Here is a 16,068-nt window from a genome sequence, read left to right on the forward strand (position 1 = left end):
GGTCATATCGTTTTGACCTACACGCGCTTCGGCCGATACGTCTACATGGTCGGCGGCAACCGCGAAGCGGCCGAATATTCCGGTGTCAACGTCAAACTGGTCTTAGGTGCGGTGATGGTGATTTCGGCCGTCTGTTCCGGTGTCGCAGGGATGATTGGCGTGGCCCATTTTGGCAGCGCCCAGCAGAACGAGTTCGACGGCTATCTGCTTGACGCCATCGCAGCGGTGGTGGTCGGTGGCACCAGCCTCTTTGGCGGCCGTGGCGGGATCGGCAACACGATCATCGGCCTGTGCATACTGGGCGTCCTCAACAATGGCCTCGATCACGTCCAGATCGACAGTTTTTTGAAAATCCTCATCCGCGGCATCATTCTGCTCGTCGCACTGATCATCAATGTCTATGTGCAGAATCTGCGTGATCGGCAACGCATCTGATTACCGGCGGTTGCCAAAGCACCTAAATGTGCAACTTCCTCCGATTCGAGCGGTGGAGGATGGTTTGCGCGTTGGAAAAGGTGGGTCGAGAACCAGGCTCGGAAACGAGGCCGAGTTCAACGATTGGCTCGAGGCGCGACAACCCCTCGACAGCGTCTCCGCATATTCGGCGGCCCGGAAAGCCATGACCGAGGTTTCAGATGCGCGTGTCGTACTCGGCGGCAAAATGGGCCTGTTAGATAATCCCGGCGACACCTACCAGGGAGCGATGCCAGGCATCATCCAAGAGGCAATTTTTTGCCCTTGAAGGCGGCATGTCATGTGTTCTGTTGGGTGCTTTTGGCGGTGCGGCCCGAGACGCGGCCATTGCGCTCGACCTTCTGGATCCCTCGAAGCGCGTTCCGCGCGGCGAGCAGTCGCCGACCTATGGTCCTTCCCTAGGGCGGGTCGCTGCCTTGCGCGACAGCATCCCCGGTGCGCTGCGACCAGCATTGATGGCGCTCGCAGATGATGATCGTGGCGAACCAATGGCCTATGACGTCGCCGATGCGTTGGATCGGTGGGCTGAGATTCAAGACGAGCGCTCACGCTTAGTAGAAAGGTTAGATGTACGGAGAGGCTTGCCGCGTTCCCCGATTGAGATCCCCCGCAGGTTCTGGAGTTCATCCAGATAATCGGCCCACCATTGCATCATCCTGACGCGTTCTTCCCAGTGCGCTCGGCGAACGTCGTTGTTCTCAATGTGGGCCAGTTGCCGCTCTATGGCGTCCGGATGCCACTTTCCGCATTCGTTCAGCAGAGTTGATGCCGTTGCTCGAAAACCGTGCGCGGTAGCTTCTTCCTTGCAATAACCCATCCGGCGCAGGGCGGCGTTAAGCGTGTTGTCGGAGATCGGACGCAAAACCGATCGAACGCTAGGAAACAGAAGCTATCCTCCACCAGAGATTTCTCTGAGTGAGGTCAGCACACTGGGCAGCTTGAAAAGGGTACACGGTGCGGTCGCCTCATTTTCATGCGTGCTTCAGGGACGACCCATACTGAGCTTTCGAAATCGAACTCTTCCCATTTGGCGGCGCGCAGCTCGCCGGGGCGGGGGAACAGCAACGTCATTAGACTAGCTTCAGTGCGGCTCGGGCTGTAAGCTGTCCGTCAAATGTATTGATCGCCCTTAGCAAGCCGCCGAAGGCCTTTGGATCGGTAATCGCAGCGCGCGGCGTGACCGTCGGACTGATGAGTGCACCTCTCAGGACGAGCGTCGGATCTGTCTCAGCGCGTGCGGTCGCGATTGCGTATCGAAACACGCTCCCGATGGTGGAGCGAAGTCGCCTGGCCGACTCATATCGACCGCGAACCTCCACGCGACGGAGGGCGGTAAGGATTGAGGCCGGATCGATCTCCCGAATGCACTTGTCGCCGATTGACGGATAGGCAAAGTCGAGCAGCCATTTGACCTTGCTGATCGTCCGGTCCGCTCGTCCTTCCTTCTTCAGCTTGTCAACATATTCGCCCGCGATTGAGCGAAAGGTGTCCTTTGTCGAACTGGCCTTTCGCAAGCTGCGTTCCTGTGCGGGGTTGATGCCAGCCAGCAGTAGACGCTTTGCGTCATCGCGGGCTTGGCGTGCCTCGGCGAGGGAACTGAGAGGATAGCTGCCTAGCGCCAAAAGTTTCTGCTTGCCTTCAAACGATAGGCGAGGCGCCATAGGCGGGATCCGGTGGGCTGTACCCAAAGCTGGAGCCCACCACCGTCAGACAGTTTAACGAGTTTGGAGGCAGGTCTGGCATTTCGGCATTTTAAATCGGATAGGGCCATTGATCGGACCTCACTTTGGCTTGTTGATACCAACAGGATGCCCAATACCAACGGAAATACCATCCCGGCGGCCCGTTGGACCAAGTACGCCCAGATCTCCGTAAAACGCGCCTAGCCGCGCCATTCGCTACAAAAGCAGAGCGATTTCATGGATTTGCAGACGCAGAAGCGTAGAGGCTTCGGCGAGAGGAATGTCGGGAGAAATGCCCTTCCCGAGAGATGGGTGACAGTTCATTCCGGATAGATGGGTTAGAACTTTCGGCCCTTTGCAAGGAGAGCAAGGTGCCTTGGAAGGAGTGTAACGTCATGGAAGAGCGGCTGAAGTTCATCGCCCGTCTGCTGGACGGCGAGAAGATGGCCGTGCTTTGCCGGGAGTTCGATATCTCGCGCAAGACGGGCTACAAGATCCTCACACGCTACAATGATAGCGGCTTGGAAGGACTGACGGATCGGTCGCGTCGGCCTTACCGCCACGCCAATCAGCTTCCGTTTCAAATCGAGAAGCTGATTGTGCGCCTCAAGCAGGACAAGCCGACATGGCGTGCGCCGAAGATACGCGAGCGGCTGGCTCGGCTTTATCCGGACGTGCACAGGCCTGCGATCTCGACGGTGCATGCGGTGCTCGACCGGCACCGCATGGTCGAGCACCGCAAGCGAAGGCGCAACAGGGCGACGGGGACACCGCTTTCAAACGGCTATCGGCCCAATGATCTTTGGTGTGCCGACTACAAGGGCGAGTTCATGCTCGCCGATCGGCGCTATTGCTATCCGCTGACCATCACCGACTTCGCCAGCCGCTATCTCATCGCCTGCGAGGCGCTCTCGACCACCAGGGAAGCCTATGCCTTCACCGTGTTCGAAAGCATTTTCAAAGAGTTCGGCCTGCCTAGCGCGATCAGGACCGACAATGGCGTTCCCTTCGCCAGCCCCAATGCGCTGTTCAACCTCAGCAAGCTGTCGGTCTGGTGGCTGCGCCTGGGCATCGACATCGAGCGCATCAAACCGGGCTGCCCGCAGCAGAACGGGCGCCATGAACGCATGCACCTCACCTGAAGAAGGAAACCACCAAACCGGCAGGCGCCAACTTTCTTCAGCAGCAGGCCAGGTTCGATGACTTCATCGACGAGTTCAACTCAGAACGCCCCCACCAGGCGCTCGGCATGGACTGCCCGGCAGAGCCTTACGCACCCTCAACGCGGCCCTATGCCGGCCTGCCCGATCTCGATTATCCGTTTCACGACAAGGCCGTCATCGTCACCACCTGCGGCCGCATCTGCTATAACAGCAAGAAGATCAATCTCAGCCTCGTCTTTGCCGGCCAGACCATCGGCATCAAACAGGTCGAGGATCACATCTGGTTGGCTAGCTTCATGGACTATGATTTGGGATATTTCGACGATGAGACATGCAGGCTCGAACCACTCCAAAACCCGTTCGGGCCAAAAGTGTTACCCATGTCTCCGGTATAAACCGTAACCTATGTGTCCAGAACGGACCAAAAGGGGATGGTGCCCAGAGGCGGATTCGAACCACCGACACGCGGATTTTCAGTCCGCTGCTCTACCAACTGAGCTATCTGGGCCTGTTCCGGCTAACGAAAACTCGTGCTCCGGATTTCATAAAGGCACCGTGGGCACCCCTTGAAAGCGCGTGGGTTATAGCATGGGAATCCGGCCTGTCCAGCGCCCAGATGTGGATTTCCCGCAGGAAAAGAAATGCCGCCCGATGGGCTGGTTTCCATGCCGTGCGCCCGCCTATCTGGCGCTTGCCAGTCCCTTGCGGAAGTCGGATGGCGTCATGCCGGCGAGCTTGCGGAAGGATTTGTTGAAGGCGCTGAGCGAGCCGAAGCCACTATCCATGGCCACGCGCAGCACATTGGCGTCCTGATGCATCAACAGCGCCTGCGCGTAGCTCAGCCGCAGAAGGTTGACATATTCGTTGAGCGTCATGCCGGTCGATTTCTTGAACAGGCTCATGGCGTATTTGGGGTGGATGTCGGCGGCCGCCGCTATGTTCACGCAATCGATGTCGTAGAGGAAATTCTCGGCGATGAAATCGCACATGCGCCCGACATTGCGCGACGACTGCTGATCGAAGGGGCTGCCCGCTTCCTGCCCGGCGGCGTTTCCCGGCACCAGCCGGTAGGGCTCGAACCGCACCCGCTCCAGCCGCAGCAGAAGTTCGTTGACGGCGTGCTCGGCCTTGGCCGGATCGCCTGAGCGGGCATAGCGGTTCCAGCGGGCGAAATTGTCGTTGTCGGATTGATCGGTGGCGCTGGTCACCAGCGTCGCGCCCGTCATCAGCCGATGGCGTATGTCCGCCGGTAGGTGCAGCCGGAAGAAATGCACCAGCGGCAGATGCGCGCCGGCATAGATGGCGTCGTCGCTCAAATCGTCCATCTGATGCGGCAAGCCGCCCCAGAACAGGCACATCTCGCCGGCCGAAAGCGATATTTCGTGCTCGTTCATGCGGTAGTGGACGGAGCCGCGGACGATGAAATTCACCTCGACCTGGGCATGCCAATGCGGCTTCAGCATCACCAGCGGGTTGGTGTGGAACATCTGCAGCGCCAGCGGAAAACCCTCAACGCTGCTGGCGCCGGGCTGGTAAAACGGCCTGTCAGGCATCTTACTTTCCGCCAATTCCATATTCCCTCTGTCAGGGACAGGCCCTTACCGGTGCCTAGTCTAGCCACGCTCACAGAGAGAGCAAATGAAATGGGAGGATTTCAATGCGCATCACACTGTCCTGCGCCGCGCTAGCGCTTGCCCTGGGCTCCGCCCCGGCCTTCGCGCAATCCGGCGAAATCACGATCTGGAGCTGGAACATTGCCGCTTCATCCCTGAAGGCAACGGTTGCCGGCTTCAACAAGCTGCATCCCGACATCAAAGTCACGGTCCAGGATCTCGGCAACCAGCCGACCTACGACAAGTCGATCGCCGGATGCGCGGCCGGCGGCGTCGGGCTGCCCGATATCGTCACCATCGAGAATGGCGAGGCCGAGAACTATTGGAGCCAGTTCCCCGACTGTTTCGTCGACCTGCATACGCTGGGCTATACGGCGGAAGACCAGAAGAAATTCCCCGATTTCAAGCGCACCGAACTCGAAGTCGGCGACAAGGCCTATGCGATGCCGTGGGATTCCGGCCCGGTCGCCGCCTTCTATCGCCGCGACTTCTATGAGAAGGCCGGCGTCGATCCGGCATCGATCAAGACCTGGGACGATTTCATCGCCGCCGGCAAGAAGATCCAGGCCGCCAATCCGGGGGTCTCGATGACCAATGCCGATTTCAACGGCGACAGTGAATTCTTCCGCATGATCTCCAACGAACAGGGCTGCGCCTATTTCGCCGAGGACGGCCAGTCGATCACGGTCAACCAGCCCAAATGCGTCGACGCCATGACCAAGGTCAAGGAGATGAAGGACGCTGGCATCGTCTCGTCCGCCGACTGGGGCACCAAGATCACCAACAACACCGCCGGAGCCGTCGCCACCCAGGTCTATGGCGGCTGGTACGAGGGCACTATCCGCACCGAATCGGCGGGCGAAAACGGCAAATGGGGCGTCTACCTGATGCCGAGCCTGACCGCGGACGGCCCGCGCGCCGCCAATCTCGGCGGCTCGTCGCTGGCCATCACTTCGGCGTCGAAGAACAAGGAAGCGGCCTACGAGTATCTGAAATACACGCTCGGCACCAATGAAGGCCAGATCACCATGCTGAAGGAGTTCGGTCTTGTCCCCTCGCTGGTCTCGGCCCTGAACGACCCCTATGTCAGCCAGGGCCTGCCCTACTGGGGGGGCCAGGCGGTGTGGAAGGATATTCTGGGCACCTTGCCCAAGGTTGTTCCGAGCCGCGGCACGCAGTTCCAGAGCGATGCCGAGATCATCGTCCGCGCGGTGCAGACCAAATATCTCGCCGGCGGCTATCCCGACGCCAAGGCGGCACTCGACGACGCCGCTAGCCAGATCGCCTCGGCGACTGGGCTGCCTGTCAAGTCCTGACCTCCCAGGACGGGGTCCGGGATGGCAGAAGTGCCGTCCTGGACCCGCCACTTGCTCGCTTGTCTTCAACACCAGGGATGAAGGAGGAGAAAAGATGCGCAACCGCAATGCCACGGCCTATCGCTTCCTCACGCCCTATCTCCTGATCTTCGCCATCTTCTGGGTGTGGCCGATCATCTCCTCGTTCCTGATCTCGTTCCAGGCGACGCGTACCGTGCCGTGGCGCTTCGCACCCGGCTTCAACTGGGGCCGGCTGATCGGCGACCCTGCCTTCTTCAACGCGCTGAAGAACACGCTGCTCATCCTCGTCATCCAGGTTCCGGTGATGATCGCCCTGGCCATGGTGATGGCGGTGTTGCTGAATTCGCCGCTGCTCAAGGCGCGCGGCCTCTACCGTTTCGCCTTCTTCGCCCCGGTCGTCGTCGGCGAGGTCGCCTATTCCGCGGTGTTCCGGCTAATGTTCAGCCTCGATTTCGGCATCGTCAACAAGCTCTTGAACAGCATCGGCCTGCCGAAGGTCGACTGGTTCTCCAATGTCACGCCGGCCATGGCGCTGATCATGATCGCGGTCACCTGGCGCTGGGCCGGGTACAACGCCATTATCCTGCTGGCAGGCATGCAATCCATTCCCGATGACGTCTACGAGGCGGCGACGCTCGACCGGGTGAGCAAGCTCAAGCAATTCTTCTACATCACCCTGCCGCTGTTGAAGCCGGTCATCGTCTTCTGCGCCGTGCTGTCGATCATCGGCACCATGCAATTGTTCACCGAGCCGTTCCTGATCACCGAGCGCGGCGGGCCGGGCGGCGGCACAGAGACGCTCGGCCTGCTGCTTTACCGCCAGGGTTTCCGCTCGCTCAACTTCGGCTATGCCTCGGCCGTCGCCTACACCATGGCGGGGCTCGCCATCGCCATCACGCTGGTGCAGCTTTGGCTGACGAGGGAACCGAAATGAGTTCGCTCTCGTCGGCAAGACTGAAACGAAGCATCGCACTGCACCTCTTCCTGACGCCCCTGGCGCTGATCTGGCTGTTTCCGCTGTGGATGATGGTGGTGTTCTCGACCATGCCCGACAACGGCATCTTCAGCCCCGGCATCGAACTGTTGCCGCACGGCAACTTCATCGACAATTTCAACAATCTGCAGCGCGACACCGACTTCGTCGGCGCCATCATCATCTCCGTTTGCGTGGCGGTGACCTACACCGTCCTGTCGGTGCTTTTGACCTCGATGGCCGGATGGGCGCTGGCCCGCTACCAGTTCTTCGGCAAAAGCGTCGTCGTCGCCATCATCCTGGGCACCATCACGCTGCCCTATGCGGTGGTGCTGATCCCGCAATTCATCATGGTGGCGCGTGACTTCAAGCTCGCCAACACATGGGTGGCGCTGATCGTGCCGCCGCTGTTCAATTCGCTTGGCGTGCTGTTCATGCGCCAGAGCTTTTCCATGATGCCGGACGATCTGTTCGATGCCGCCCGCGTCGAGGGCGTCAAGGAGTGGCGCATCTTCGTCTTCATCGCCTTGCCGTTGGCGCGGCCGATGCTGGCCGCACTCTGCATCATCCTGTTTCTCGCCTCCTGGAACAATTATCTCTGGCCGCTTTTGATCAACAGCCAGCCGGGTTCGATGACAGCACCCGTGGCGCTCGGCACGCTGATCGGCCTGACCAAAGTGTCGTGGGGCGGCATCATGGCGGGCGCGGTGATGCTGACCGTGCCGATGCTCGTCGTCTTCGTGCTCCTGCAGCGTCATTTCATCGCCGGCATCGCCGCCGGCGCGGTCAAATAAGGAGCAGAATGGCAACCGTCACGCTCACCAATGTCGCCAAGCGCTTCGGCGCGTTCGAGGTCGTCCACGGTGCCAACATCGACATCGCCGATGGTGAGTTCGTCGTCTTCGTCGGCCCGTCGGGCTGCGGCAAGTCCACGCTGCTCAGGATGATCGCCGGGCTGGAGGACATCAGCGGCGGCGAGATCGCCATCGGTGGCAAGGTGGTCAATGATGTCGAGCCCGCCGACCGCGGCATCGCCATGGTGTTCCAGTCCTACGCGCTTTATCCGCATATGAGCGTCGAACAGAACCTCTCCTTCGGGTTGCGCATGACCGGCAATCCCAAGGCCGACACCGAGCGGCGGGTGAAGCGCGCGGCCGAGATCCTGCGCATCAGCGAATTGATGGAGCGCCGCCCGAAGAAACTTTCCGGTGGCCAGCGCCAGCGTGTCGCCATCGGCCGCGCCATCGTGCGCGAGCCGCAAGTGTTCCTGTTCGACGAGCCGCTCTCCAATCTCGATGCCGAACTGCGCGTCCAGATGCGGGTCGAGATCTCAAGGCTGCATAAGGAACTCGGCGCCACCATGGTCTATGTCACCCATGACCAGACCGAGGCAATGACGCTCGCCGACCGGATCGTCGTGCTGCGCGCCGGCCATATCGAGCAGATCGGCAGGCCGCTCGAACTCTATGACAATCCCGACAATATTTTCGTGGCCGGCTTTGTCGGTTCACCGAAGATGAACTTCATCAAGGCCCATATTGTCGGGCGCGATGCAAAAGGCGTTGTGGTCGAATTGGCGGGCGAGGAGAAGACCCGTGTCGTCCAGCCGTTGACAGGCGTCGCGCCCGAGCCGGGCAGCAAGGTCATCGTCGGCGTGCGGCCCGAACATTTCGGCGTTGCCGGTGAAGGCGACGCTGACCTTACCGTCGCCATCGACGTGGTCGAGCACCTGGGCGGCACGAGTTTTCTCTACGCCAGGACGGCCCATGGCGAGGACGTGGTGATCCAGCGCGACGCGGCAAAGGTCCCCGAGACATCAGATGTCACCGTTTCCATCCGTAAATCCTACCTGTTCGACGAAAAAGGGATGCGGCTGCGCTGACCGGCCGCCCCTTTCCCAGCCTGCAAGGAGAATGACATGACTGCATCAACGCCCATTCGCTGGGGCATTCTTGGGCCGGGCGGCATCGCCAAGGCCTTTGCCGGCGGCGTCGCCGGCTCGCGCACCGGCAAACTGGTTGCCATCGGCGCGCGCAATCCCGGCAAGCCGGGCCTGGCCGAGAGCTTTCCCGGCGCCCGCATCCTCGACGGTTATGACGCTCTTCTTGCCGACCCGGAGATCGACGCGATCTATATCGCGATCCCGCATCCAGGCCATGCGCAATGGGCGATCAGGGCGGCGGAAGCCGGAAAGCATGTGCTCTGCGAAAAGCCGCTCGGGCTGACGGCCTTCGAGGCCGACGCCATGATGCATGCGGCGCGCAAGGCCGGCACCTTCCTCGGCGAAGCCTTCATGTACCGGCTGCATCCGCAGATGCTGCAACTGGTGGACCTGATCAAGTCGGGCGTCATCGGCGAGATCAGGATGATCAAGTCGAGCTTTGGCTTCGCCATGCCTGATTTCATGCCGCGGCACCGGCTCTACGCCAACGATCTCGCCGGCGGCGGCATCCTCGATGTCGGCGGTTATCCCGTTTCGATGGTGCGCCTCATTGCCGGCGCTGCCGCTGGAGAGCCATTCGCCGAACCCGACAAGGTCGCCGGCACCGCCCATCTTGGTCAATCCGGGGTCGACGAATGGGCCTCCGCTGTCCTGCATTTTCCCGGCGGTATCGTCGCCGAGGTTTCCTGCAGCATCTCGCTCAACCAGGACAATGTCCTGCGCATCTTCGGCACCAAGGGGCGTATCCAGGTGCCCGACTTCTGGTTCGCCGGCGGCGACCGCGATGTCGGCCCAGGCCGGATCGACGTGATCGGTGCCGACGGCGCGCAAGAGACCATCAGCGTCAACGAGAAGCGCCATGTCTATTCCTTCGAGGTCGATGCCGCCGGCGAGGCGATCCGCGCCGGGCGTCGGGAATTCGCCTGGCCGGGCATGGGCTGGGCCGACAGCCTCGGCACCTTGCGCGTGCTTGACAGATGGCGCGCGGCGGTCGGGCTGGAATATGAGATCGAGAAGGCCTCGCTGCGCACCAACACCATCTCCGGGCGACCCCTGCGCCCGGGCGGCACCGCGATCGGCAAGCGCACCATTCCGGGCCTGGCGAAGCCGGCCTCCGTGGTGGCGCTCGGCTTCGAGGATTTCCGCACCTTCTCCTCCGGGTCGATCCTGCTCGATGCCTTTTTCGAGGCCGGCGGCAATCTCTTCGACACCGGCTATGTCTATGGCGGCGGCTACACCGAGACGCTGCTCGGCCAATGGCTGAGGAACCGTGGCGTGCGCGAGCAATCGGTTGTTATCGCCAAGGGAGCGCATTCGCCGCTCTGCTATCCCGACGTGATCGGCAAGCAGCTTGCCCAGTCGCTCGACCGCCTGCAGACCGACCATGTCGATATCTATTTCATGCATCGCGACAATCCGGACGTGCCGGTCGGCGAATTCGTCGATGCCATGGACCGCGAGGTCAAAGCCGGGCGCATTCGCGGCCCCTTCGGCGGCTCGAACTGGACGATGCAGCGCATGGACGAGGCGATTGCCTATGCCGAGCGAACCGGCAAGCAGAAGCCCGGCGTGCTCTCCAACAATTTTTCGCTGGCCGAAATGCTGGAGCCGATCTGGGCTGGTTGTGTCACCTCCTCCACCGATGACTGGAAGGCCTGGCTGACGTCCAGGCAGATGCCGAACTTTGCCTGGTCGAGCCAGGGACGCGGCTTCTTCACCGACCGCGCCGGGCGCGACAGGCTGGACAGCGAGGAACTGGTGCGGGTCTGGTACTCGGAGCGCAATTTCGGCCGCCGCGACCGCGCGATCGAACTCGCCGCCCGGCTGCGCAAGAGCCCGATCCATATTGCGCTGGCCTATGTGCTCAACCAGCCTTTCCCATCGATTCCGCTGATCGGGCCGCGCACGCTTGGCGAACTGGACGACAGTCTGCGGGCGCTGGACATCGCGCTTTCGCCCGCCGAACTCGAGTGGCTGGACGGCGGCAGCCTGCACGCGGCCTGACAAAACACGGCCCCAAGCGGCGTCAGGTCTCGTCGTCCGACAGTCTGATGCCGCGCCTGGCCGGGGTTCGCAAGCTGGCATACATGCCGGTCGTGCGGAATTGGCTGGGCGTCGTGCCGTAGAGCCGGCGGAAGACCTTCGAAAAATAATTCGCGTCCTCGAAACCGCACAGGATGGCGACCTCCTTTACCGGCAGGAAGTCCGCTTTCGTCAAAAGCTTCGCGGCCCGTTGCAGCCGCTGCTGCAGTACAAACTCGGCGGGCGGCAGGCCCTCGCTCTCGGCGAAACAGCGCGAGAAATGAGCCCGGCTGAGCCCGCTGATCTGGACGAGGTCCGCCACCGGCAGGGCTTTGTCGAGATTGGCGTTGATGTGATCGATGACCGGCTGCATCGCGCTCTGTTTTTCGGCAAAGGCATGCGAGCCGAACACATCGTCATAGAGCGCCATCGCCGCCTCGTAGGCGATCGCCGAAGCAGCACCTGGCGAAGCAGCCCCCTTGATGAGACGCAGGCTGCAATCGGCAAGATGATCGATCGTCGCCGGCTGCAGCCGAAAGACCGGTCCCGACACGTCGAGGATCGACTTGTGGATGCGCAACGCCTCCTCGCCGTTCATCGAGATCCAGAAATATTCCCAGCGCTCGTCCCTGGCCAGCCAGTAGCGGTGGTTGTGCGGCACCAGCACCAGCAGCGTGTCGTTCGTCTGCAGGCGGTAATCGCGGTTCTCGTAGCGGAGCCGGCCGGTGCCGCTGATCGTATGCTGCAGTACCGTGAATGGTGTCTGGCCGCGCTTTCGCCCGTCCCAGTCATAGGTCACGTCCTCGCGCACCTCATAGCCCGTGCTTGTCGGCATGGCATGCAGGCGCTGGCGGCCGCGCGGCAGCGAGACCGTCCGCATCGACTGTCCCTTGGCGATCAAATCCCGCAGCACAAAATTACCCCTGAAAGCATAATCCTTCTCTGGCCGCGCCCGCGAATATGCGCATAATCCCGCCTCGAAGAACGCGAATAACCCGCGATCGAGGAGCGGGCGGGAGGAGAGAAAGCCGGATTCCGGCTTGAATGGCTTGCACGTCAAGACGTGTAGCCGTCTTCCTCCCTTGCTGCTCCTTGCCTAGCATTCGAATGGATCGAGGTGAAGGTGATGAGTTTCAAAATCGCTATTATCGGCGCCGGCAGCGTCGGTTTCACCAAGAAGCTGTTCACCGACATTCTCTGCGTGCCTGAATTCAAGGACATCGAATTCGCGCTGACGGACCTCAGCGAGCACAATCTGGGGATGATCAAGGCGATCCTCGACAGGATCGTCGAGGCGAACGGATTGCCGACCAGGGTGACCGCGACAACCGACCGCCGCAAGGCAATCGAGGGCGCTCGCTATATCATCAGCTGCGTGCGGGTCGGCGGCCTCGAAGCCTATGCCGACGATATCCGCATTCCCTTGAAATACGGTATCGACCAGTGTGTCGGCGACACGATCTGCGCCGGCGGCATCCTCTACGGGCAGCGCAATATTCCGGTGATCCTCGATTTCTGCAAGGACATCCGCGAAGTCGCCGACACCAACGCCAAATTCCTCAACTACGCCAACCCGATGGCGATGAACACCTGGGCGGCGATCGAATACGGCAAGGTCGACACGGTCGGCCTCTGCCATGGTGTGCAGCACGGCGCCGAACAGATCGCCGCGGTGCTGGGCGCGAAATCGCCGCGGGAACTCGACTATGTCTGTTCCGGCATCAACCACCAGACCTGGTTCATCGATTTGCGGCTGAACGGCCGAAAGATCGACAAAGATGAGCTGGTCGCCGCCTTCGAGGCGCACCCGGTCTATTCCCAGCAGGAAAAGCTTCGCATCGATGTGCTCAAGCGTTTCGGCGTCTATTCGACTGAAAGCAACGGGCATCTCTCCGAATATCTGCCCTGGTACCGCAAGCGCCCCGACGAGATCACGCGCTGGATCGACATGTCGGACTGGATCCATGGCGAAACGGGCGGCTATCTCCGCTATTCCACGGAAACCCGCAATTGGTTCGAGACCGAATATCCGCAATTCCTGGAAGCGGCATCGAAGCCGATCGACGCCTCAAAGCGCTCCAACGAGCATGCCAGCCACATATTGGAGGCGCTGGAAACAAACCGCGTCTATCGCGGCCACTTCAACGTCAAGAATGACGGCGTGATCACCAATCTGCCGCGCGACGCCATCATCGAATCGCCCGGTTTCGTCGACCGTTTCGGCATCAACATGGCCGCCGGCATCACACTGCCGGAAGCCTGTGCCGCCACCTGCATGGCCTCTATTAACGTCCAGCGCATGTCGGTCCATGCCGCCATCTCTGGCGACATCGATCTTCTGAAGCTTGCCGTGCTGCACGACCCGCTGGTCGGCGCCGTGTCGACGCCGGAGGAGGTCTGGCAGATGGTGGACGAAATGGTCGTCGCCCAGGCGCAATGGTTGCCGCAATATGCCCACGCGGTTCCTGCGGCCAAAGAGCGGCTGTCGAAATCCACGGTCAAGACCCGGGAATGGGCGGGTGCCGCGCGGCGGAACGTGCGCTCGATCGAGGAGCTGCGGGCAGAAAAGGCCGCGCTGAAACAGGCCGTCTGAAAACCGGCGCGGCGGCGGACCCTCGGGAGGCAGGTCCACCGCAGTCAGCCGTCCGGAGAAATCACGGGAGAAGTGTGAAGCGGTTCTCCGTCCGCAATTGCATAGAGACATAGACAAGACGAGCAGCAGCAAACGTCTGAACACGAGGGAGGACACTAATGAGGAACCTACGCAGTATTGGCATTGCCGCTGGACTGGCGCTGAGCGTCTCCGTTCCAGCGCTCAACGCTTTCGCTTCCGAACCGACCGTCCCGCCGGTGCCGGCGACGTTTCCGGCGGAGGGCAAGATCAAATACGTGGCGCGCGACTCCATCCTGGAGTTCAAGGCGCTGCCCGAGTATCACGAGCCCGGCTGGGTGACGGAAAAATTCGTCAAGGCCGGCAAGCTGCCGCCGGTCAAGGAAAGGCTGCCGAAGGAGCCGCTTGTCTTCAAGACGGGCAACATGCCGAACGGCGTCGGCGTCTACGGCGATACGATGCGCCATGTCATCGGTGGCCGGCCGGAAGGCTGGAACTACGGCGCCGGCCAGACCCAAGGCTGGGGCGGCATCGACATCGGCCTTTCCGAGTGCCTGACGCGCACAGCGCCGCTGTTCCAGGTCGAGGCGAAGGATACCGAGCCGCTGCCCAACCTCGCCAAAAGCTGGGATTGGTCAGCCGATGGCCACAAGCTGACCATGCATCTCGTCGAAGGTGCCAAATGGTCCGACGGCGTGCCATTCGACGCCGACGATGTCATGTTCTATTGGGACGACGAGGTCATGGATCCCAACGTCTCGCCGCTCAATGGCGCCACTCAGGAAACCTTCGGTGTCGGCACGACGCTCAAGAAGATCGACGACTATACGGTCGAGTGGACCTTCAAGGACGCCTTCCCGAAACAGCACCTCTACGCAATGGCCTATGGCACCTTCTGCCCCGGTCCCTCGCATATCTTGAAGCCGCAGCACCCGAAATATTCGAAGAACACCTACGACCAGTTCAAGAACGCCTTCCCACCGGAATATATGAACATGCCGGTCATGGGCGCCTGGGTGCCGGTCGAATATCGGGCCGACGACATCATCGTCATGCGCCGCAATCCCTACTATTGGAAGGTGGACGAGAAGGGCAACCAGCTCCCCTATCTCAACGAATTGCATTACAAGCTGTCGACCTGGGCCGACCGGGACGTTCAGGCGGTCGCCGGCGCGGGCGACTTCTCCAATCTCGAGCAGCCGGAAAACTTCGTTGCCTCTCTGAAGCGCGCGGCGGAGCCGAATGCGCCGGCACGTCTGGCCTTCGGCCCGCGGTTGATCGGCTACAATCTGCGCCTGAACTTCTCCGCCAATGGCTGGGGCAATCCGGACGAGCGCGGCCAGGCGATCCGCGAACTGAACCGCAACGAGGATTTCCGCAAGGCCGTCACCATGGCGCTTGACCGCAAGGCACTGGGCGATTCCCTCGTCAAGGGGCCGTTCACCGCGATCTATCCTGGCGGCCTCTCCTCGGGCACCAGCTTCTACGACCGCAAATCCACCGTCTACTATCCTTTCGACCTCGAGGGCGCCAAAGCCGAACTCGCCAAGGCCGGCCTGAAGGACACCGACGGCGATGGTTTCGTCAACTTCCCGGCCGGTACCGCCGGCGGCAAGAATGTCGAGATCGTGATGCTGGTCAACAACGACTACACCACCGACAAAAGCCTCGCCGAAGGCGTGGTCGCGCAGATGGAGAAGCTTGGCCTGCGGATCGTGCTGAACGGGCTCAACGGTACCCAGCGCGATGCCACGCAATATTCAGGCCGTTTCGACTGGCTGATCCGGCGCAATGAGCAGGAGCTGACCTCAGTGGTGCAGAACACCGTGCAGCTCGCTCCAGTCGGCCCCAAGACCAGCTGGGATCACCGCGCGCCTGAGAGCGGGGAGGTCGATCTGATGCCTTTCGAGAAGGATCTCGTCGACATCGTCAACAAGTTCGTCTCGTCGGCGGATAATAACCAGCGCGCCAGTCTGATGCGGGACTTCCAGAAAATCTCGACCGAACACGTCTACAATATCGGCCTGACGGAATATCCCGGCGCGCTGATCATCAACAAGCGCTTCTCGAACATTCCGCAAGGCACGCCGATCTTCATGTTCAACTGGGCTGAGGATTCCATCATCCGCGAACGGGTCTTCGTCGCGGCCGACAAGCAGGCCAAATACGAATTGTTCCCGGAAGAGCTTCCCGGCAAGCCTGGAGACAAGGGTCCGATGTAAGTTTGCCTCCCCTGACTGAGAGAGACCCG

The 16,068-nt window shown here is 61.3% G+C and carries 12 protein-coding genes, 1 tRNA gene and 2 pseudogenes; 10 read left to right on the top strand and 5 right to left on the bottom strand.

Annotation, left to right across the window (positions count from 1 at the left end):
• Positions 1–435 (top strand): ABC transporter permease (locus O7A60_RS17180; protein ID WP_337107262.1); only part of this gene is annotated, 435 nt, incomplete at its 5' end.
• Complete coding sequence (locus O7A60_RS17185; protein ID WP_337107263.1) at positions 416–742, top strand: hypothetical protein; 327 nt, start codon at positions 416–418, stop codon at positions 740–742. The genes O7A60_RS17180 and O7A60_RS17185, both read left to right, overlap by 20 nt.
• A gap of 130 nt (positions 743–872) precedes the next feature.
• Here O7A60_RS17185 and O7A60_RS17190 read toward each other — a convergent pair whose 3' ends face one another.
• Both O7A60_RS17190 and O7A60_RS17195 read right to left on the bottom strand, forming a co-directional pair.
• Positions 873–1,010, bottom strand: a complete 138-nt coding sequence (locus tag O7A60_RS17190) for a hypothetical protein (RefSeq protein WP_337107264.1) — start codon at positions 1,008–1,010, stop codon at positions 873–875.
• Positions 1,007–2,245, bottom strand: a pseudogene (locus tag O7A60_RS17195) (tyrosine-type recombinase/integrase). Before O7A60_RS17195 ends, O7A60_RS17190 begins: the two are co-directional and overlap by 4 nt.
• A gap of 282 nt (positions 2,246–2,527) precedes the next feature.
• On the opposite strand from O7A60_RS17195, the pseudogene O7A60_RS17200 reads away from it, so the two are divergent.
• Positions 2,528–3,714 (top strand): annotated as a pseudogene (locus O7A60_RS17200) (helix-turn-helix domain-containing protein).
• A gap of 37 nt (positions 3,715–3,751) precedes the next feature.
• On the opposite strand, the gene O7A60_RS17205 reads toward O7A60_RS17200, so the two are convergent.
• Both O7A60_RS17205 and O7A60_RS17210 read right to left on the bottom strand, forming a co-directional pair.
• A tRNA-Phe gene (locus O7A60_RS17205) sits at positions 3,752–3,827 on the bottom strand.
• A 172-nt stretch (positions 3,828–3,999) separates the two neighbouring features.
• Positions 4,000–4,872 carry a helix-turn-helix domain-containing protein gene (locus O7A60_RS17210; protein ID WP_140713384.1) on the bottom strand — a complete coding sequence of 291 codons (873 nt, stop codon included), beginning with the start codon at positions 4,870–4,872 and terminating at the stop codon, positions 4,000–4,002.
• A gap of 104 nt (positions 4,873–4,976) precedes the next feature.
• On the opposite strand from O7A60_RS17210, the gene O7A60_RS17215 reads away from it, so the two are divergent.
• The 5 genes from O7A60_RS17215 to O7A60_RS17235 all read left to right on the top strand — a co-directional run bounded on the left by O7A60_RS17215 (position 4,977) and on the right by O7A60_RS17235 (position 11,188).
• Positions 4,977–6,248, top strand: coding sequence for an ABC transporter substrate-binding protein (locus O7A60_RS17215; RefSeq protein WP_140504757.1), 1,272 nt, complete (start codon positions 4,977–4,979; stop codon positions 6,246–6,248).
• Positions 6,249–6,342: 94 nt separating this feature from the next.
• Positions 6,343–7,203 carry a carbohydrate ABC transporter permease gene (locus O7A60_RS17220; RefSeq protein ID WP_027146570.1) on the top strand — a complete coding sequence of 287 codons (861 nt, stop codon included), beginning with the start codon at positions 6,343–6,345 and terminating at the stop codon, positions 7,201–7,203.
• A complete protein-coding gene (locus tag O7A60_RS17225; protein WP_337107265.1) occupies positions 7,200–8,036 on the top strand; it encodes a carbohydrate ABC transporter permease in 837 nt (278 codons plus the stop codon). Before O7A60_RS17220 ends, O7A60_RS17225 begins: the two co-directional genes overlap by 4 nt.
• An 8-nt stretch (positions 8,037–8,044) precedes the next feature.
• Complete coding sequence (locus tag O7A60_RS17230; RefSeq protein ID WP_337107266.1) at positions 8,045–9,124, top strand: ABC transporter ATP-binding protein; 1,080 nt, start codon at positions 8,045–8,047, stop codon at positions 9,122–9,124.
• 36 nt (positions 9,125–9,160) lie between these two features.
• Positions 9,161–11,188 carry an aldo/keto reductase gene (locus O7A60_RS17235; RefSeq protein ID WP_337107267.1) on the top strand — a complete coding sequence of 676 codons (2,028 nt, stop codon included), beginning with the start codon at positions 9,161–9,163 and terminating at the stop codon, positions 11,186–11,188.
• Between the two features lie 22 nt (positions 11,189–11,210).
• Here O7A60_RS17235 and O7A60_RS17240 read toward each other — a convergent pair whose 3' ends face one another.
• The gene (locus tag O7A60_RS17240; RefSeq protein ID WP_415926827.1) at positions 11,211–12,119 is read right to left on the bottom strand and encodes an AraC family transcriptional regulator; all 909 of its coding nucleotides are present in this window, start codon (positions 12,117–12,119) and stop codon (positions 11,211–11,213) included.
• A gap of 213 nt (positions 12,120–12,332) precedes the next feature.
• Here O7A60_RS17240 and melA point away from each other — a divergent pair, with 213 nt between their 5' ends.
• Both melA and O7A60_RS17250 read left to right on the top strand, forming a co-directional pair.
• Entirely contained in the window at positions 12,333–13,799 is a 1,467-nt protein-coding gene (gene melA, locus O7A60_RS17245) for an alpha-glucosidase/alpha-galactosidase (protein ID WP_337107268.1), read from the top strand.
• Between the two features lie 158 nt (positions 13,800–13,957).
• Positions 13,958–16,039 (top strand): ABC transporter substrate-binding protein, encoded by a 2,082-nt coding sequence (locus O7A60_RS17250; protein WP_337107269.1) that lies wholly within the window; start codon positions 13,958–13,960, stop codon positions 16,037–16,039.
• Positions 16,040–16,068 lie beyond the last annotated feature (29 nt).

The sequence above is a fragment of the Mesorhizobium salmacidum (SeqCode) genome (assembly GCF_037179605.1).
GTDB classification, from domain to species: Bacteria; Pseudomonadota; Alphaproteobacteria; order Rhizobiales; family Rhizobiaceae; genus Mesorhizobium; species Mesorhizobium salmacidum.